This window comes from Klebsiella sp. 1SOBk5mer, from assembly GCF_046603115.1.
In the GTDB taxonomy this organism is placed as follows: domain Bacteria; phylum Pseudomonadota; class Gammaproteobacteria; order Enterobacterales; family Enterobacteriaceae; genus Klebsiella; species Klebsiella quasipneumoniae.
The window spans coordinates 266,374-283,921 of sequence record NZ_JBKIUU010000001.1; the positions used below are offsets into that span (position 1 = coordinate 266,374).

The 17,548-nt window shown below is 59.7% G+C and carries 16 protein-coding genes; 12 read left to right on the top strand and 4 right to left on the bottom strand.

Going from position 1 to position 17,548, the window contains the following annotated elements; translation table 11 throughout:
• Window positions 1-276: 276 nt before the first annotated feature.
• Window positions 277-399: a hypothetical protein gene (locus ACLH1U_RS01310; protein WP_411299122.1), complete on the bottom strand. Its 123-nt coding sequence runs from the start codon at window positions 397-399 to the stop codon at window positions 277-279.
• A gap of 197 nt (window positions 400-596) precedes the next feature.
• Here ACLH1U_RS01310 and tdcA point away from each other — a divergent pair, with 197 nt between their 5' ends.
• The 5 genes from tdcA (at window position 597) to pflB (ending at window position 7,535) form a co-directional block, all read left to right on the top strand.
• Window positions 597-1,535, top strand: coding sequence for a transcriptional regulator TdcA (gene tdcA, locus ACLH1U_RS01315; RefSeq protein WP_411299001.1), 939 nt, complete (start codon window positions 597-599; stop codon window positions 1,533-1,535).
• A gap of 93 nt (window positions 1,536-1,628) precedes the next feature.
• Window positions 1,629-2,618, top strand: coding sequence for a bifunctional threonine ammonia-lyase/L-serine ammonia-lyase TdcB (gene tdcB, locus ACLH1U_RS01320; protein WP_023290189.1), 990 nt, complete (start codon window positions 1,629-1,631; stop codon window positions 2,616-2,618).
• A gap of 25 nt (window positions 2,619-2,643) precedes the next feature.
• Window positions 2,644-3,975: a threonine/serine transporter TdcC gene (gene tdcC / locus ACLH1U_RS01325; RefSeq protein ID WP_032453337.1), complete on the top strand. Its 1,332-nt coding sequence runs from the start codon at window positions 2,644-2,646 to the stop codon at window positions 3,973-3,975.
• A 27-nt stretch (window positions 3,976-4,002) separates the two neighbouring features.
• On the top strand, window positions 4,003-5,211 hold the full coding sequence (gene tdcD, locus ACLH1U_RS01330; protein WP_194859636.1) for a propionate kinase: 1,209 nt from the start codon (window positions 4,003-4,005) through the stop codon (window positions 5,209-5,211).
• A 29-nt stretch (window positions 5,212-5,240) separates the two neighbouring features.
• Window positions 5,241-7,535, top strand: coding sequence for a formate C-acetyltransferase (gene pflB, locus ACLH1U_RS01335; RefSeq protein WP_194859931.1), 2,295 nt, complete (start codon window positions 5,241-5,243; stop codon window positions 7,533-7,535).
• A gap of 51 nt (window positions 7,536-7,586) precedes the next feature.
• Here the strand turns inward: pflB and ACLH1U_RS01340 are convergent, their stop codons facing one another.
• The gene (locus ACLH1U_RS01340) at window positions 7,587-7,733 is read right to left on the bottom strand and encodes a hypothetical protein (RefSeq protein WP_004225356.1); all 147 of its coding nucleotides are present in this window, start codon (window positions 7,731-7,733) and stop codon (window positions 7,587-7,589) included.
• Window positions 7,734-8,022: 289 nt separating this feature from the next.
• Between ACLH1U_RS01340 and ACLH1U_RS01345 the strand changes: the two genes are divergently transcribed.
• The 5 genes from ACLH1U_RS01345 (at window position 8,023) to ACLH1U_RS01365 (ending at window position 12,989) form a co-directional block, all read left to right on the top strand.
• Window positions 8,023-9,081: a branched-chain amino acid ABC transporter substrate-binding protein gene (locus tag ACLH1U_RS01345; RefSeq protein ID WP_075206763.1), complete on the top strand. Its 1,059-nt coding sequence runs from the start codon at window positions 8,023-8,025 to the stop codon at window positions 9,079-9,081.
• A 109-nt stretch (window positions 9,082-9,190) separates the two neighbouring features.
• A complete protein-coding gene (locus ACLH1U_RS01350) occupies window positions 9,191-10,105 on the top strand; it encodes an ABC transporter permease subunit (protein ID WP_023290184.1) in 915 nt (304 codons plus the stop codon).
• Between the two features lie 9 nt (window positions 10,106-10,114).
• Complete coding sequence (gene livM, locus ACLH1U_RS01355; RefSeq protein ID WP_072420769.1) at window positions 10,115-11,401, top strand: high-affinity branched-chain amino acid ABC transporter permease LivM; 1,287 nt, start codon at window positions 10,115-10,117, stop codon at window positions 11,399-11,401.
• Complete coding sequence (locus tag ACLH1U_RS01360; protein WP_044523916.1) at window positions 11,398-12,273, top strand: ABC transporter ATP-binding protein; 876 nt, start codon at window positions 11,398-11,400, stop codon at window positions 12,271-12,273. The genes livM and ACLH1U_RS01360 overlap by 4 nt, the downstream gene beginning before the upstream one ends.
• Entirely contained in the window at window positions 12,270-12,989 is a 720-nt protein-coding gene (locus ACLH1U_RS01365; protein WP_023290181.1) for an ABC transporter ATP-binding protein, read from the top strand. Before ACLH1U_RS01360 ends, ACLH1U_RS01365 begins: the two co-directional genes overlap by 4 nt.
• A 5-nt stretch (window positions 12,990-12,994) precedes the next feature.
• Here ACLH1U_RS01365 and ACLH1U_RS01370 read toward each other — a convergent pair whose 3' ends face one another.
• Complete coding sequence (locus ACLH1U_RS01370; RefSeq protein WP_023290180.1) at window positions 12,995-13,888, bottom strand: LysR substrate-binding domain-containing protein; 894 nt, start codon at window positions 13,886-13,888, stop codon at window positions 12,995-12,997.
• 283 nt (window positions 13,889-14,171) lie between these two features.
• Here ACLH1U_RS01370 and pckA point away from each other — a divergent pair, with 283 nt between their 5' ends.
• Window positions 14,172-15,815 (top strand): phosphoenolpyruvate carboxykinase (ATP), encoded by a 1,644-nt coding sequence (gene pckA / locus ACLH1U_RS01375; RefSeq protein ID WP_023290179.1) that lies wholly within the window; start codon window positions 14,172-14,174, stop codon window positions 15,813-15,815.
• A gap of 49 nt (window positions 15,816-15,864) precedes the next feature.
• On the opposite strand, the gene ACLH1U_RS01380 is transcribed toward pckA, so the two are convergent.
• Window positions 15,865-16,341, bottom strand: a complete 477-nt coding sequence (locus ACLH1U_RS01380) for a GNAT family N-acetyltransferase (RefSeq protein WP_065813351.1) — start codon at window positions 16,339-16,341, stop codon at window positions 15,865-15,867.
• Window positions 16,342-16,440: 99 nt separating this feature from the next.
• Here ACLH1U_RS01380 and ACLH1U_RS01385 point away from each other — a divergent pair, with 99 nt between their 5' ends.
• Window positions 16,441-17,373 carry a LysR family transcriptional regulator gene (locus ACLH1U_RS01385; RefSeq protein WP_032453330.1) on the top strand — a complete coding sequence of 311 codons (933 nt, stop codon included), beginning with the start codon at window positions 16,441-16,443 and terminating at the stop codon, window positions 17,371-17,373.
• Window positions 17,374-17,548 lie beyond the last annotated feature (175 nt).

A 17,548-nucleotide genomic window follows, 5' to 3' on the forward strand; every position in this document is an offset into this window, starting at 1 on the left:
GTTGTTTTATGGATTTGTGATCGGCAACACAAATGACTGCCTGCCAGGCGCCGCAAAAGATAAATTGCCAGAGTTGATTTTAATCAAAGTATGACCGCCTGCGATATGGCGGAAAAAGCCGCCCCCTCCGCCGCACAAGAAAAACAAGATTGTGAATTTAATGTTTCTTTGCTGTAAATAATGCCTGCGCCTTTTTCCCGCCCGCCGCCGATAAAATGTGATGCCAAACCGACTTGTCGTTAAATAATGGCGTTGATTACGTCCGCTTTTTATTCTTTACAGCATTAATTTAATTTTCGCCTTTTTTATCGCCCTGACGGAGCGGGTCAAATAGCGTACAAAAAGCGTATTTTTTATCGCCATTTTGCCGTCGATGTTATCGCCATCAATTATTTTTATCCCCGCATTCGGTTACGGCAATAAACGCGCAAACGACGTTCGCTATGATCTTAATGCGTTGATTTTAAATGGATTGTTCTGGGTGGAGAATCCTGCTAATCGGCCACGGCGGAGCCTTTGTGAGAGCTCTCACATAACCCGCTAATCGCGATTTGTTACACTTTCCGCCGTCAACAAAGGAATGAAAGTGAGACGTGATGAATACTTTTTCTCTGCCTAAAACTCAGCATCTGGTGGTTTTCCAGGAAGTGATCCGCAGCGGGTCTATCGGGGCCGGAGCAAAAGCGTTAGGACTCACACAGCCGGCGGTCAGTAAAATCATTGGCGACATGGAAAGCTATTTTGGCAGCGAATTAATCGTCCGGCGAAATACCGGCGTCTCGCTCACCGAGGCCGGGCAGGTATTTCTGAACTGGTCAGAGGCGATCACCCGGGAAATGAAAAATATGGTCAATGAAATGAATGCGTTGACCAACAGCACGGTGGTGGATGTCTCCTTTGGTTTTCCCTCGCTGGTGGGGTTTACCTTTATGTCGGAGATGGTGCATCAGTTCAAAATGACCTTCCCCAAGGCACGGGTATCGATGTATGAGGCGCAGCTCTCTGCCTTCTTGCCGGCGATCCGCGACGGGCGCTTCGACTTCGCCATCGGGACGCTGAGCGATGAGATGAAGCTGCAGGACCTACACGTCGAGCCGCTGTTTGAGTCTGAGTTTGTGCTGGTGGCGAACCGGGCGCGGATCGGCAACGGCACCGTCCGCCTGGCCTCGCTCCAGCACGAGCAGTGGGTGCTGCCGGAGACCAATATGGGCTACTACAGCGAACTGCTGACCACCCTGCAGCGCAGCGGCATCCGCCGTGAAAATATCGTCAATACCGATTCGGTGGTGACGATCTATAACCTGGTGCTCAATGCCGATTTTTTGACGGTCATTCCCTGCGACATGACCACGCCGTTCGGCTCGAGCCAGTTTGTCACCATCCCCATTAAAGAGGCCTTGCCGGTGGCGCGCTATGCGGCGGTGTGGTCGAAAAATTACCGGCTGAAAACCGCGGCGGCGTCGCTGGTGGAGATGGCGAAACAGTATTCATCGGGGCAGGGCAACCGCCACTGGCAGCCAATAGAAATTGCCTGACTGATATTAATTAAATAATCCAACAACCATCCTCGCTGTTGTCAGCAGGATGACGCCCGGTCATTGACTTTATATTAAGATACAGAGGCCATAATGCATATTACCTACGATCTTCCGGTATCCATTGACGATATTCTCGAAGCGAAGCAACGCCTGGCAGGAAAAATATATAAAACGGGTATGCCGCGGTCGAATTATTTTAGCGAACGCTGCAAGGGTGAAATATTTCTTAAATTCGAAAATATGCAGCGCACGGGTTCATTTAAAATTCGCGGCGCCTTTAATAAGCTCTGCGGCTTAACCGCAGCGGAAAAACGCAAAGGGGTGGTGGCCTGCTCAGCGGGCAACCACGCCCAGGGCGTCTCGCTCTCCTGCGCCATGCTCGGCATTGACGGGAAAGTGGTGATGCCGAAAGGGGCGCCGAAATCGAAAGTCGCCGCCACCTGCGATTATTCGGCGGAGGTGGTGCTGCATGGCGATAATTTTAACGATACCCTCGCCAAAGCCAGCGATATTGTTGAACTTGAAGGCCGTATCTTTATTCCCCCCTATGACGATCCCCAGGTTATTGCCGGGCAGGGCACCATCGGTCTCGAAATATTAGAAGATCTGTATGACGTGGATAATGTCATTGTGCCGATTGGCGGCGGGGGCTTAATTGCCGGCATCGCGATTGCGATTAAATCTATTAACCCGACGATCCGCATTATCGGCGTGCAGTCGGAGAATGTTCACGGCATGGCCGCCTCCTGGTACGCCGGAGAGATCACCAGCCATCGCCACGCCGGCACCTTAGCCGATGGCTGCGATGTCGCCCGCCCGGGAAAACTGACCTATGAAATCGCCCGCCAGCTGGTGGATGACATCGTCCTCGTCAGCGAGGACGACATTCGCCAGAGCATGGTCGCCTTAATTCAGCGCAATAAAGTGATCACCGAAGGGGCCGGAGCGTTGGCCTGCGCCGCGTTATTAAGCGGCAAATTAGACAGCTATATCCAGAACCGCAAAACGGTCAGCCTGATTTCCGGCGGCAATATCGATCTCTCGCGGGTATCGCAAATTACCGGTTTTGTTGACGCTTAATTCAATACATAAGTGAGGACAGGATATGAGTACGACTGAGAGCATTGCATCCAGCCAGACAAGCCTTTCGTCCTGGCGTAAATCCGACACCACCTGGACCCTGGGCCTGTTTGGCACCGCCATCGGCGCCGGGGTGCTGTTTTTCCCTATCCGCGCCGGCTTCGGCGGGCTGATCCCTATCCTGGTGATGCTGGTGCTGGCCTATCCCATCGCCTTCTATTGCCACCGAGCGCTGGCGCGGCTGTGCCTGTCGGGAGCTAACCCCTCCGGCAATATCACCGAAACGGTGGAAGAGCATTTTGGCAAAACCGGCGGAGTGGTGATCACCTTTCTGTACTTCTTCGCCATCTGCCCGCTGCTGTGGATTTATGGCGTGACGATCACCAATACCTTCATGACCTTCTGGGAGAACCAGCTGCAGATGCCGGCCCTCAACCGCGGAGTGGTGGCGCTGCTCCTGCTGCTGCTGATGGCGTTTGTCATCTGGTTTGGCAAAGACCTGATGGTCAAGGTGATGAGCTATCTGGTGTGGCCGTTTATCGCCAGCCTGGTGGTGATCTCCCTGTCTCTGATCCCTTACTGGAATAGCGCGGTGATTGATCAGGTGAACCTCAGCGATATCGCCTTAACCGGTCACGACGGCATTCTGGTGACAGTGTGGCTGGGCATCTCCATTATGGTGTTCTCCTTTAACTTCTCGCCGATCGTCTCCTCGTTTGTGGTCTCCAAACGCGAAGAGTATGAAGCGCAGTTTGGCCGGGAGTATACCGAACACAAATGCTCGCAGATCATCTCCCGGGCCAGCATGCTGATGGTGGCGGTGGTGATGTTCTTCGCCTTCAGCTGCCTGTTTACCCTCTCACCGCAGAACATGGCGGACGCCAAGGCGCAGAATATCCCGGTGCTCTCCTATCTGGCGAACCACTTTGCCTCGATGTCGGGCGCCAAATCCACCTTTGCCACCCTGCTGGAGTATGGCGCGTCGATCATCGCCCTGGTGGCCATCTTCAAATCGTTCTTCGGCCACTATCTCGGCACCCTCGAGGGGCTGAACGGTTTGATCCTGCGCTTCGGCTATAAAGGGGATAAAACCCGGGTCTCCAGCGGCAAGCTCAATACCCTGAGCATGGTGTTCATCATGGGCTCGACCTGGGTGGTGGCCTATGCCAACCCCAATATCCTCGACCTGATTGAGGCCATGGGCGCGCCGATTATCGCCTCGCTGCTGTGCCTGCTGCCGATGTACGCCATTCGTAAAGCGCCTTCGCTGGCCAAATACCGTGGCCGTCTCGATAACCTCTTTGTGACCGCCATTGGTCTGCTGACCATCCTCAATATCGTTTACAAACTGTTCTAATCCGGCTCAGGCCACGCGGAGTACAACATGACTGAATTTCCGGTAGTGCTGGTGATCAACTGCGGCTCGTCGTCGATCAAATTTTCCGTACTGGACGCCGCCAGCTGCGACTGCCTGCTCAACGGCGTAGCCGAGGGCATCAACGCGGACCAGGCGTCTCTCTCGCTCAACGGCGGCGAGCCGGTGGCGCTGGCGCCGCGCGGCTACGAAGGCGCCCTGCAGGCGATTGCCGGGGCATTAGCCCAACGCGATCTTATCGACAGCGTGGCCCTGATTGGCCACCGCGTCGCCCACGGCGGCGACCTCTTCACCGAGTCGGTCATTATCAGCGAGGAGGTTATCGACAATATTCGCCAGGTATCGTCCCTGGCCCCGCTGCATAACTACGCCAGCCTTAGCGGCATCGCCTCGGCGCAGCGGCTGTTCCCGGGGGTCATGCAGGTGGCGGTCTTTGATACCAGCTTTCACCAGACCCTGGCCCCGGAAGCCTTTCTCTATGGCCTGCCGTGGGAGTATTACCAGAACCTCGGGGTGCGCCGCTATGGCTTCCACGGAACCTCCCACCGCTATGTCTCCCGGCGCGCCCTGGCGCTGCTCGGGTTGCCGGAGCAGGAGAGCGGCCTGGTGATCGCCCACCTGGGCAATGGCGCCTCGATCTGCGCGGTGCGCAACGGCCGCAGCGTGGACACCTCGATGGGGATGACGCCCCTGGAGGGGCTGATGATGGGCACCCGCAGCGGCGATGTCGACTTCGGCGCCATGGCGTGGATTGCCACGGAAACCCGGCAGACCCTCAGCGACCTGGAGCGGGTGGCCAACACCGCCTCCGGCCTGCTGGGGATCTCCGGCCTTTCCTCCGACCTGCGGGTACTGGAGCAGGCCTGGCATGAGGGCCATGCCCGCGCCCGCCTGGCGATCAAAACCTTCGTCCATCGCATCGCCCGCCATATCGCCGGCCACGCCGCCGCGCTGCAGCGTCTCGACGGCATTATTTTCACCGGCGGGATTGGCGAAAACTCGGTGCTGATCCGTCGGCTGGTGAGCGAGCGGCTGGCGGTCTTTGGCCTTGAGATGGACGCTGCCCGCAACCAGCAGCCTAATTCGGCCGGCGAGCGCCTGATCTCCGCCGACGGCAGCCGGGTGCGCTGCGCGGTTATCCCCACCAATGAAGAGCGCATGATTGCCCTCGATGCGATCCGCTTAGGCCGGATCCACACCGCGGCGGCGCTGGCCTGATTTTTTTATTCTGTAGAGAGACGATGTTCATGAAAGTAGATATCGACACCCACGACGCACGATACGCCGACGCCTGGCAGGGCTTTCGCGGTACGGCGTGGCAAACGCAAATTAACGTTCGCGACTTTATTCAGCATAACTACACCCCTTACGAGGGCGATGAGTCCTTCCTCGCCGACGCGACGCCGGCCACCACCGCCCTCTGGGAGCAGGTGATGGCCGGGATCCGCGTCGAGAACGCCACCCATGCGCCGGTGGATTTCGACACCACTGTCGCCACCAGCATCACCGCCCACGCGGCGGGCTATATCAACCAGCCGCTGGAAAAGATCGTCGGCCTGCAAACGGACCGGCCGCTGAAGCGCGCCCTGCATCCCTTTGGCGGCATCAATATGATCAAAAGCGCCTTCGAGGCCTATGGCCGCGAAATGGACCCCGATTTTGAGTATCAGTTTACGGCGCTGCGCAAGACCCACAATCAGGGCGTATTTGACGTCTATTCCCCGGATATGCTGCGCTGCCGTAAGTCCGGGGTGCTGACCGGGCTACCGGACGGCTACGGTCGCGGACGGATCATCGGCGATTACCGCCGCGTGGCGCTGTACGGCATTCGCTACCTGGTCCGCGAACGTGAGCTGCAGTTTGCCGACCTGCAGCCGGCCCTTGAACGCGGCGAGGCGCTGGAGTCCACCCTGCGCCTGCGCGAAGAACTGGCCGAACAGCGGCGCGCGCTGCAGCAGATGCAGGAGATGGCGGCCCGTTACGGCTGCGATATCTCCCACCCGGCGCGCACCGCCCGGGAGGCGGTGCAGTGGCTCTACTTCGCCTACCTGGCGGCGGTGAAGTCGCAGAACGGCGGCGCCATGTCGCTGGGACGCACGGCCACCTTCCTCGACATCTATATTGAACGCGATCTGCGCGCCGGTTTACTCAATGAGGAGCAGGCCCAGGAGCTGATTGACCACTTCATCATGAAGATCCGCATGGTGCGTTTCCTGCGTACCCCGGAATTTGACTCGCTGTTCTCCGGGGATCCCATCTGGGCGACGGAAGTCCTGGGCGGTATGGGGCTGGATGGCCGCACCCTGGTCAGTAAAACCACCTTCCGCTATCTGCATACCCTGCACACCATGGGTCCGGCGCCGGAGCCGAACCTGACCGTGCTCTGGTCGCAGGCGCTGCCGGTGGCGTTTAAAAAATACGCCGCCCGGGTCTCTATCGCCACCTCGTCGCTGCAGTATGAGAACGACGATCTGATGCGCAGCGATTTTCACAGCGACGACTACGCCATCGCCTGCTGCGTCAGCCCGATGGTGATCGGCAAGCAGATGCAGTTCTTCGGCGCCCGCGCCAATCTCGCCAAAACGCTGCTCTACGCGATTAACGGCGGGGTGGATGAGAAACTGAAGATCCAGGTGGGGCCGAAAACCGCGCCGCTGCGCGATGAGGTGCTGGACTACGACAGCGTGATGGCCAGCCTCGACCACTTTATGGACTGGCTGGCGGTGCAGTACATCAGCGCGCTGAACATCATCCACTGCATGCATGATAAGTACAGTTACGAAGCGGCGCTGATGGCCCTGCACGACCGCGACGTTTACCGCACGATGGCCTGCGGCATCGCCGGCCTGTCGGTGGCGGCGGATTCGCTGTCGGCGATAAAGTACGCCCGGGTGAAGCCGGTGCGCGACCATCACGGGCTGGCGGTGGACTTTGTCATTGAGGGGGATTATCCGCAATATGGCAACAACGACGATCGCGTCGATGCCATCGCCTGCGACCTGGTGGAGCGCTTTATGCGCAAAATCCAGGCGCTGCCCACCTGGCGCCAGGCGGTGCCGACCCAGTCGATCCTGACCATTACCTCCAACGTGGTGTACGGGCAGAAAACCGGCAACACGCCGGACGGACGTCGGGCGGGGACGCCGTTCGCCCCGGGGGCCAATCCGATGCATGGCCGCGACCGCAAAGGGGCGGTGGCGTCGCTGACCTCGGTGGCGAAACTGCCGTTTACCTACGCCAAAGATGGCATCTCGTACACCTTCTCCATCGTGCCGGCGGCCCTCGGCAAAGCGCCGTCGGCGCAGGAAAACAACCTGGTGGGGCTGCTGGACGGCTACTTCCATCACGAGGAGACGGTGGAGGGGGGACAGCACCTCAACGTCAATGTACTGAACCGGGAAAAGCTGCTCGATGCGATAGAACATCCGGAGCAGTATCCGAATCTGACGATCCGCGTCTCCGGCTATGCGGTCCGCTTTAACGCGCTAACCCGCGAGCAGCAGCAGGATGTGATCTCGCGAACGTTCACCAGCCAGCTCTGAGCGGCTGCCGGGCCACAGGGGAGCCCTTAACGGGCTCTCCTGTTATCATCTTCACATTACCGCAACAAAATAATCACCACTGTTGATCATATTCGCATTTTTGCACCACGCTGGCGCGCAGCGACCGCTAACTGCATCTATGTTTAGCTCACGGGCCGGTACGGATACCGCGTTGTCCGGCTCGCCACGTGATGGCAACCGATCTCCTGACCTGAAAGGGAATGCGCCCTTGCCGGATGCGGCACGGGTTGTCGTCGCGTGCGCACCGACCGGGGCGTCCGCTCTCCGGCGCGATCTCTCTACCTGGCGGGATTTTTGCTTCTTCCACCCTGGCCGTCCTGGCGCTGCGCCTGCGTCGGTACCACACGGTAAGTGATATTTTCTGCGTCATTCCATGACGCCAGGCTCTAAATCGCTGAGGAATATCCGAATGTCTTTGAAACTGAAAACAATGACGCTTCATGTTGTGATAGCAGGTTGTATGAGCATGGCCTTTTACGCCCAGGCTGACGTGAAGATCGGCGTCGCCGGGCCCTTCACCGGCCCCAACGCCACCTACGGCGCCCAGTACTGGAAGGGGGCCTCGCAGGCGGTGGCTGATATCAATGCCGCCGGCGGCATCAAAGGCGAAAAGATTGTGCTGGTGCAGGGGGATGACGCGTGCGAACCGAAACAGGCGGTAGCGGTGGCCAACCGGCTGGTGGACGAAGCGAAAGTCTCCGCCGTGGTGGGGCACTTTTGCTCTTCCTCAACGATGCCGGCCTCCGAGGTGTATGACGAAGCCGGGATTCTGACCATTACTCCCGGCTCCACCAACCCGCAGATCACCGAGCGCGGCATGAAGGATCTCTTCCGCATGTGCGGCCGCGACGATCAGCAGGGGGCGATTGCCGCCAACTATATGCTGGACGTGCTGAAGGCGAAGAAAATTGCCGTCATCCACGATAAAGACACCTATGGCCAGGGGCTGGCCGATGCCACCCGCGCGGCGCTGGCGAAGCGGGGCACCAAAGAAGTGTTGTACGAAGGCCTCTCCCGCGGTGAAAAAGACTTTAACGCCCTGGTGACCAAGATCGGCGCCCTCAAGCCGGACGTGGTCTATTTTGGCGGCTGCCACCCTGAGGCGGGCCCGCTGGTGCGCCAGATGCGCGAGCAGGGAGTGCAGGCGAAATTCTTCTCCGGCGACTGTATTGTCACCGAGGAGCTGGTGACGGCCGCCGGCGGGCCGCAGTTCACCAACGGCGTGCTGATGACCTTTGGTCAGGACCCGCGCACTCTCCCGGAAGGCAAAGCGGTGATCGAGAAGTTCCGCGCCAGCGGCTTTGAGCCGGAAGGCTATACCCTCTACGCCTACGCCTCCATTCAGGCTATCGCCGCCGCCTGGAACGCCGTCGGCACCGATAACGCCAAAGCCAGCGACTGGCTGAAGAGCCACGACGTCGAGACGGTGATGGGCAAAAAAGGCTGGGATGGCAAAGGCGACCTCAAGGTGTCGGACTATGTGGTCTATCAGTGGGACGACAAGGGCAAATATCACCAGCTCTGATCGGCTACCACCCAGGAACTATCCGTTGTTTTGATTGGCTAATCGTCTCACGACGGCGGTCGACCGGGTACCAATCCCGGCGGCCGTCGGCCTGGCGGCTGGAGGGGCTATGACGGCGTTTTTTCTGCAACAACTGATCAATGGGCTGACGCTGGGCGCGGTGTACGGCTTAATCGCCATCGGCTACACCATGGTGTATGGGATCATCGGCATGATCAACTTCGCCCACGGCGAGGTGTATATGGTCTCCGCCTACCTGTGCGCCATCGGCCTGGCGCTGCTCTCCTTCTTCGGGATCCATTCGTTTCCGCTGCTGATTTTCGCCACCCTGGTATTCACCATTGTGGTCACCGGCGTGTACGGTTGGGCGATCGAGCGCATCGCCTACCGGCCGCTGCGCAACTCGACGCGCCTGGCGCCGCTGATCTCGGCTATTGGAATGTCGCTGATCCTGCAGAACTATGTTCAGCTGAGCCAGGGGCCAAACCAGCAGGGGATCCCGACGCTGCTCAGCGGCGCGCTGCGTATGACGGTGGGCGATGGGGTAGTGCAGATCACCTGGACCAAGGTGTTTATTCTCGTCGCCGCGCTGGTGGGGATGCTGATCCTGACCTGGATTATCCAGTACACCCGGCTGGGGCGCATCTGCCGCGCCACCCAGCAGGACCGGCGCATGGCGGCGATCCTCGGCATCAATACCGACCGGGTGATCTCCCTGGTGTTTGTCATCGGCGCGGCGATGGCCGGCCTGGCCGGGGTGCTGGTGACCATGAACTACGGCACCTTCGACTTCTACATCGGATTTATTATCGGCATCAAAGCCTTCACCGCCGCGGTGTTGGGCGGGATTGGCTCGCTGCCTGGCGCGATGCTGGGCGGACTGCTGCTCGGGGTGGCCGAGGCGCAGTTCGCCGGAATGGTGAATTCGGATTACAAAGACGTTTTTTCCTTTGCGCTGCTGGTGGCGATCCTGATTTTTCGCCCGCAGGGGCTGCTGGGTCGTCCGCTGGTGGCCAAGGTCTGAGGGGGCTCTATGGGTGAACTGACGCGCCAGCCTGCGCGGGATATCAAAAGCGCGCTGATCGACAGCGTGCTGGCCGGTCTTTGCGCGTTAATTGTCTTTGGCCCGATCGTCGGCGTGGTGCTCAAAGGCTATGGCTTTACCCTCGCGCCCGTGCGGGTGGCGATCCTGGTGGCGGTGGTGATGGCCGGCAGACTGGCGCTCAGCCTGCTGCTGCAGAGCCGGCGGGGCAAGGCCTTGGTTGCCCGCTTTGAGGGGGCGGATGACGGGGTGTACGTCCGGCCCCCGGGCTACCGCTCGCGGCTGCGCTGGATAATGCCGCTGCTGGTGGGCCTGGCTATCGCCTTTCCGTTTCTCGCCAGCAAATACCTGCTGACCGTGGCGATCCTCGGGCTGATCTACGTCCTGCTCGGTTTGGGGCTGAATATCGTGGTGGGTCTCGCGGGGCTGCTCGATCTGGGCTATGTGGCGTTCTATGCTATCGGCGCCTACGGCCTGGCGCTGGGCTACCAGTACCTGGGCCTCGGCTTCTGGGCGATGCTGCCGCTGGGGGCGGTGATGGCGGCCCTCGCCGGGGCGTTGCTGGGCTTTCCGGTGCTGCGCATGCACGGCGACTATCTGGCCATCGTCACCCTCGGCTTTGGCGAAATCATTCGCCTGGTGCTTAACAACTGGGTGAGCTTCACCGGCGGCCCCAACGGCGTCCCGGTGCCATCCCCGACGCTGTTTGGCCTCGAATTTACCCGCCGGGCAAAGGATGGCGGTATCCCCATCCATGAGTTCTTCCACGTCAGTTACAACCCCAACCTGAAATTCATCTTCCTCTACGCCGTGCTGTGCATGGTGGTGATACTGGTGCTGCTGGTGAAGCATCGCCTGACGCGGATGCCCATCGGCCGCGCCTGGGAGGCGCTGCGCGAGGATGAGATCGCCTGTCGGGCGATGGGGCTCAACCATGTGCTGGTTAAGCTCTCGGCGTTCATGCTCGGCGCGTCGACCGCCGGCATCGCCGGAGTGTTCTTCGCCAGCTATCAGGGATTTGTTAATCCGACGTCGTTCACCTTTTTTGAGTCGGCGCTGATCCTGGCGATTGTGGTGCTGGGGGGAATGGGCTCCACCCTTGGGGTGGTGCTGGCGGCGTTTGTCCTGACGGTCACCCCGGAGCTGCTGCGCGGGTTTGACGAATATCGCGTGTTGCTGTTTGGCGTGCTGATGGTGCTGATGATGATCTGGCGGCCGCGCGGCCTGGTGCGCACCAGCCGCAGCGGGGTCGCGTTGCGAAAAGGAGTCGCGCCATGAGCGACAGCATCTTACGCGTTGAGCATCTGATGATGCATTTCGGCGGCATCAAAGCGCTGAATGACGTCAATCTGGAGGTGGAGCGGGGGTCGATCACCGCCCTGATCGGCCCCAACGGCGCGGGCAAAACCACGGTATTTAACTGCCTGACCGGCTTTTACCGGGCGACGGGGGGGAGTATCGTGCTACGGGCGCGGGAAAAGGTCACCGATGTCATTCAGGTGCTGGGGCAAAAGCTTCACCCGGACGATTTCCTCCACCCGGCGCAGCTGGGGCGGCGGATCTATTACAAGATGTTCGGCGGCACCCATCTGGTGAACCGCGCCGGTCTGGCCCGCACCTTCCAGAATATTCGCCTGTTCCGCGAGATGTCGGTGATTGAGAACCTGCTGGTGGCCCAGCATACCCAGGTTAACCGCCATCTGCTGGCCGGGATCCTCAACACCCGCGGCTATCGGCAGGCGGAAAGTCAGGCGCTGGATCGCGCGTTTTACTGGCTGGAGGTAGTGGAGATGGTGGACTGCGCCAACCGTCTGGCGGGAACGCTTTCCTACGGACAGCAGCGGCGGCTGGAGATCGCCCGCGCCATGTGCACCCGTCCGGAGATGATCTGTCTGGACGAGCCGGCGGCCGGACTCAACCCGGTTGAAACCCAGGCGCTGAGCCGGATCATCCGCTTTCTGCGTCAGCAGCACGGCATCACGGTGCTATTGATCGAACATGATATGGGGATGGTGATGGAGATTTCGGATCATATCATCGTCCTCGATCACGGGGACGTCATCGCCCGCGGCGCGCCGCAGGCGATTCAGGCCAACGCCAGCGTGATTGCCGCCTATCTTGGCGCTGAGGAAGAGGAGACGCGTCGATGAGCCAGCCACTGCTTGCCTTTGATGAGGTGGATGTCTTCTACGGGCCGATCCAGGCCCTGAAGCAGGTCTCCCTGACCGTCAACGAGGGGGAGACGGTGGCGCTGATCGGCGCCAACGGCGCGGGTAAATCGACGCTGTTGATGTCGGTCTTCGGGCAGCCGCGTATTGCCGGCGGGGAGATTTTCTATCGCGGGGAGGCGATCAGCCGGAAATCGACCCACTTTATCGCCAGCAACGGCATCGCCCAGGCCCCGGAAGGGCGGCGCATCTTTCCCGATATGACCGTCGAGGAGAATCTGCTGATGGGGACCATTGCCATTGGCAACCGCTATCAGGCCGAGGACAAGGCCCGGATGTACCAGCTGTTCCCCCGGCTGGAAGAGCGGCGGGGACAGCGGGCGATGACCCTCTCCGGCGGCGAACAGCAGATGCTGGCCATCGCCAGGGCGCTGATGAGCCGGCCGCGCCTGCTGCTGCTGGATGAGCCGAGCCTGGGACTGGCGCCGCTGGTGGTGAAGCAGATATTTCAGATCCTGCGCGAGCTGACGGCCCAGGGGATGACGCTGTTTCTGGTGGAGCAGAACGCCCGCCATGCCCTCAACCTGTCGGACCGCGCCTACGTGATGGTGAACGGCCAGATCCGCCTGAGCGGTAGCGGCCAGGCGCTGCTCAACGACCCGGAGGTGCGTAAGGCGTATCTGGGGATCAGCGGCTGAGAGGGTTAATCCCGCGGTTGGTTACGGGTTTTAATGTGCTGCCAGAAACGTTCGGCGGCCTGGTTAAGCCGCGAGCCGGAGCGGTAGAGCCAGGCGCCGATCGGCAGCGACAGGCTCTCATCGAGGATCGTCAGTCGGCCTTCGTCCAGCTCGCGCTGAATGGAGTACTGCGGCAGCCAGCCCACGCCGTCGCCATTGAGGATCATGCGCTTGAGCAGCTCGCTCATGGAAGAGACAAAGGTGAGGGAGAAGGTGATCTCCGGCGTGCGGTCGATGACCTGGTTCACCTGGCGCCCCATATAGCTGTCGTTGGCGTATTTCATCAGCGGCAGCACGCCGCGATGTAAATGAAACAGCGGCCGGCCATGTTCGTCGCAGGGGGAGACCAGGTGCAGGTAAGAATCAAAAATTTTATGATTAATAAACGGATAGTTCATTAATTCTTCATTATAGAAGGAGAGGATAAAATCGCTTTTACCCTCTTTCAGGTTAAATACGGCGTCGTTGACGTTAATCGATTCAACATGAAAAGTCTTATTTTTACGGTCGGTGTAACCGGCGATAATTTCCGGCAGCAATAACACCGACAGCGACGGGGCGGCGTCGATTCTTATTTTCTGCGTGGTGTTATTTAAACCTTTAATTCGGCTGATCTGAAAATCCATGTCGTCGAGCATATTTCGCGCATAGCCGACAAAAATTTTCCCGCGGTTGGTCAACTGCAGGGGGTTGGCGCTGCGGTCGAAGATGCTGAATCCGAGGGAAGCCTCCAGCGACTGGATGCGTCGGCTGAACGAGGACTGGGAGATATTGCGGGCTTTGGCCGCCAGGGTAAAGCTGCGTGACTCCTCGAGAGCAATCACATCATACAGCCATTTAACTTCCAGATTTGCCAACACCGATCCAGTCCTCAAAAACGCAATAAAGGCTATGCAATTTTAGCATAGCGCATAGAAACTATGCAATTAACATAATTATCGACAGGTGTTAACATTTTTTGGAAAGTTGAGATTTATGAATACGTATCGGCGACCCTACATGAGCACGATATGAAATCGCGACTCACGGTTATTTATTGCTTTATTTCATTACCCAGGATTTATCTTATTAAATAGCTGGCGACGATGACGAAAGCAATGAATAACCCAGGCCTCTTACCTTAAATAGTTTGTCAGGAGTTCCATGTCACAACAAATTGAATCAGTAAAAATGGCTCTGCAGGAGCTGGGGATTAATGCAAGCGGCGAATTGTTTTACAACCCTGATTACGATTTGCTTATTGCACATGAAACCGCTCCTGAGCTGACCGGCGCGGCCCGCGGCGTAATGACCGACTCTGGCGCTGTGGCAGTGGATACCGGCATCTTCACCGGCCGCTCGCCGCGCGATAAATATATCGTCAGAGACGAGCAGACGCGCGACACCGTATGGTGGGCTGACTCCGGCCTCGGCCGCAATGACAATAAGCCGTTATCGCCAGAAGTGTGGCGCAGCCTGAAAAGCCTGGTCGCAGGCCAGCTGAGCGGCAAAAAACTGTACATCATCGACGCCTGGTGCGGCGCCAGCCCGGACACCCGCCTTGGCGTGCGCTTCGTCACCGAGGTGGCGTGGCAGGCCCACTTTGTCAAAAACATGTTTATCGTGCCGAGCGCCGACGAGCTGGCCAGCTTTACTCCGGACTTCGTGGTGCTCAACGGCGCCGGCTGCACCAATGCCAACTGGCAGGCGCAGGGCATGAACTCCGAGAACTTCGTCGCCTTTAACCTGAGCGAGCGTATTCAGCTCATCGGCGGCACCTGGTACGGCGGCGAAATGAAAAAAGGGCTGTTCTCGGTCATGAACTACCTGCTGCCGCAGAAAGGCATCGCGTCGATGCACTGCTCGGCCAACCGCGGCGAAGCAGGGGACGTCGCGCTGTTCTTCGGCCTCTCCGGTACCGGCAAAACCACGCTGTCCACCGATCCGCATCGTCAACTGATTGGCGATGACGAGCACGGCTGGGACGATGATGGGGTGTTTAACTTCGAAGGCGGCTGCTACGCCAAGACCATCAATCTCGACCCGCAGGCGGAGCCGGAGATTTATGGCGCCATCCGCCGCAATGCGCTGCTGGAAAACGTGGTGGTGCGCGCCGACGGCAGCGTGGATTACGCCGACGGCAGCAAAACCGAGAACACCCGCGTCTCCTATCCGCTGTCGCATATCGACAATATCGTCAAGCCGGTGTCCCGGGCGGGCCATCCGTCGAAGGTGATTTTCCTTGCCGCAGACGCGTTTGGCGTCCTGCCGCCGGTCTCCCGTCTGACCACCGAGCAGATGCAGTACCATTTCCTGTCGGGCTTCACCTCGAAGCTGGCGGGCACCGAGCGCGGCATTACCCAGCCGACGCCGACCTTCTCCGCCTGCTACGGCGCGGCGTTCCTGCTGCTTCACCCGACCCAGTACGCCAGCGTACTGGCGGCGAAGATGGCGGAATCCGGTGCGGAAGCCTGGCTGGTCAACACCGGCTGGAACGGCGAGGGCAAACGCCTGTCGCTGCGCGATACCCGCAGCATCATCAGCGCGATCCTCAATGGCACCACCGGCCCGCTGCGCGATGAAGCGATCCCGGTGTTCAATCTTGCGATCCCGCAGAGCATTCCGGGCGTCGACAGCGCGGTGCTGGATCCGCGTAATGGCTGGAGCTCAGCGGATAAGTGGCAGGAGAAGGCGGAAAGTCTGGCTCAGCTGTTTATGGATAACTTTAAGCAGTACAGCGATACCGAAGCGGGCGCGCGTCTGGCGCTGGCCGGTCCGCAGCTGCAGAATAGCGCGGTCGAAGCCTGATCCGCGGCCAGCAGGTCGACGCCTGGCGCCGACCTGCTGGCGAGCCGCTTTACTCCGCAAAGGCCTGCAGCGCATCGCCAGTGAGGCGATAACGCACCCACTCATCCTGCGGCTGCGCGCCAATGCTCAGATAGAAATCAATCGCCGGCTGGTTCCAGTCGAGCACGCTCCACTCCAGACGCCCGCACTGACGCTGTACAGCATATTGCGCGATGGTTTTCAGCAGCGCTTTTCCGGCGCCGATCCCGCGATAGTCGGGGGTTACGTACAGATCCTCCATATAGATGCCGTTACGGCCAAGCCAGGTGGAGTAGCTGGTGAAGAACACGGCGTAGCCCACCGCTTTGCCCGCCACCTCGCAGATCAGCGCCTCGGTTTTGCTGCTGCTGGCAAACAGCGTCTCTCTGATCTCCTCTGCCGTCGTCACCACCTCTTCGGGGGCTTTCTCGTAGACCGCGAGTTCATAAATCATGTCATAAATAGCGGTGGCGTCGTCCGGGGTGGCCTGGCGGATCGTGATGCTCATGGGTCGTCCTGTCTGAATGGTATGAAAGAAAGCAAAATTGCTGACCCAGAGCATAAGCGGTATTGTGAAAAGAATTAAGTGCAATGAAATCAGCAAACGATGAATATTATGCATCCTGTCCTGCGCCGTATCGACCTCAACCTGCTGCCGGTCTTTGACGCGGTCTATCGCTCCCGCTCGGTGCGCCTGGCGGCAGAAGAGCTGGCGATGAGCACCTCGGCGCTGAGCCATGCGCTCTCCCGGCTGCGCAGCGCCCTCAACGACCCGCTGTTCTATCGGGAAGGTCACCGGATGTGTCCCAGCGTCTATGCCAGCCAGCTGGCGCCCTCTATCGCTTCGGCGCTGAAATTTCTCAATCAGGAGCTGACGCCGCCGGCGGCGTTTGTGCCGGCCGCCAGCACCGACTGCATGCAGATTGCGATCACCGATTTCACCGCGTTCTGCGTCTTTCCGACGCTGATGCACCACCTGCAGCGTGAGGCGCCCGGGCTGCGGTTTGAGCTCCGTTATCTGCCCCACAGCCCGGCGCTGACCGAGCTGCTGGCGGGGGAGGTCGATCTGGCTCTCGGGTTCAATACCCCTGACGAGCCAGTTCATCCCGATCTCGAGGAGATTAACTGGCTGCGGGACGAATATGTGGTTATCAGCCAGGCCGACCGAACGGCGCTCACCCTGGACGCCTACCTTGCGGCCCGTCATCTGGTGGTGACCCCGTGGAATGAGCGGCAGGGGGTGCTGGACTGTGAGCTGGAGCGGCAGGGCTATTCGCGGCAGGTGGCGGTGAAAACGCCCTCGATGCTGAGCGCTCCCTTTATTATTGAGCAGAGCGATCTGCTGATGGCGCTGCCCCGGCGGGCGGCGGAGACGATGGCTCGCGCCGCCCGGCTGACCATTTTCCCGCTGCCGTTTCCGGTTCCCCCGTTTGACGTCAAGATTTACGCCCACAAACGCAGCGGGAAACGCGAGGCCACCCGCTGGCTGATCTCCCTGTTGCAGACGCTGGGGAACGCCGTCGCGGCGCCGGCGCCCTGAGGTCACGTCCGGATTATTAACATCTCGCCGCTCCGCGTCGCGTTAACCCTGCCGGGCCGGGTATGTCTTTTACCGCCTGGCGCCCGGGGCGCAGCGGCGTACCCTGGCCTCGGTCACAAAACGGAAAACTCACCTTTTCATCCCTGCCGCCGACGCTGATGGCGTAGAGAGTGTT

Bases quoted from the DNA above. Each gene is read 5' to 3' on its own strand.
- livM (WP_072420769.1), top strand. From the start codon at position 10,115: ATGGGTGAACTGACGCGCCAGCCTGCGCGGGATATCAAAAGCGCGCTG.
- pflB (WP_194859931.1), top strand. From the start codon at position 5,241: ATGAAAGTAGATATCGACACCCACGACGCACGATACGCCGACGCCTGG.
- ACLH1U_RS01365 (WP_023290181.1), top strand. From the start codon at position 12,270: ATGAGCCAGCCACTGCTTGCCTTTGATGAGGTGGATGTCTTCTACGGG.
- tdcB (WP_023290189.1), top strand. From the start codon at position 1,629: ATGCATATTACCTACGATCTTCCGGTATCCATTGACGATATTCTCGAA.
- ACLH1U_RS01380 (WP_065813351.1), bottom strand. From the start codon at position 16,341: ATGAGCATCACGATCCGCCAGGCCACCCCGGACGACGCCACCGCTATT.
- pckA (WP_023290179.1), top strand. From the start codon at position 14,172: ATGTCACAACAAATTGAATCAGTAAAAATGGCTCTGCAGGAGCTGGGG.
- tdcC (WP_032453337.1), top strand. From the start codon at position 2,644: ATGAGTACGACTGAGAGCATTGCATCCAGCCAGACAAGCCTTTCGTCC.
- tdcD (WP_194859636.1), top strand. From the start codon at position 4,003: ATGACTGAATTTCCGGTAGTGCTGGTGATCAACTGCGGCTCGTCGTCG.
- ACLH1U_RS01385 (WP_032453330.1), top strand. From the start codon at position 16,441: ATGAATATTATGCATCCTGTCCTGCGCCGTATCGACCTCAACCTGCTG.
- tdcA (WP_411299001.1), top strand. From the start codon at position 597: ATGAATACTTTTTCTCTGCCTAAAACTCAGCATCTGGTGGTTTTCCAG.
- ACLH1U_RS01345 (WP_075206763.1), top strand. From the start codon at position 8,023: ATGGCCTTTTACGCCCAGGCTGACGTGAAGATCGGCGTCGCCGGGCCC.
- ACLH1U_RS01360 (WP_044523916.1), top strand. From the start codon at position 11,398: ATGAGCGACAGCATCTTACGCGTTGAGCATCTGATGATGCATTTCGGC.
- ACLH1U_RS01350 (WP_023290184.1), top strand. From the start codon at position 9,191: ATGACGGCGTTTTTTCTGCAACAACTGATCAATGGGCTGACGCTGGGC.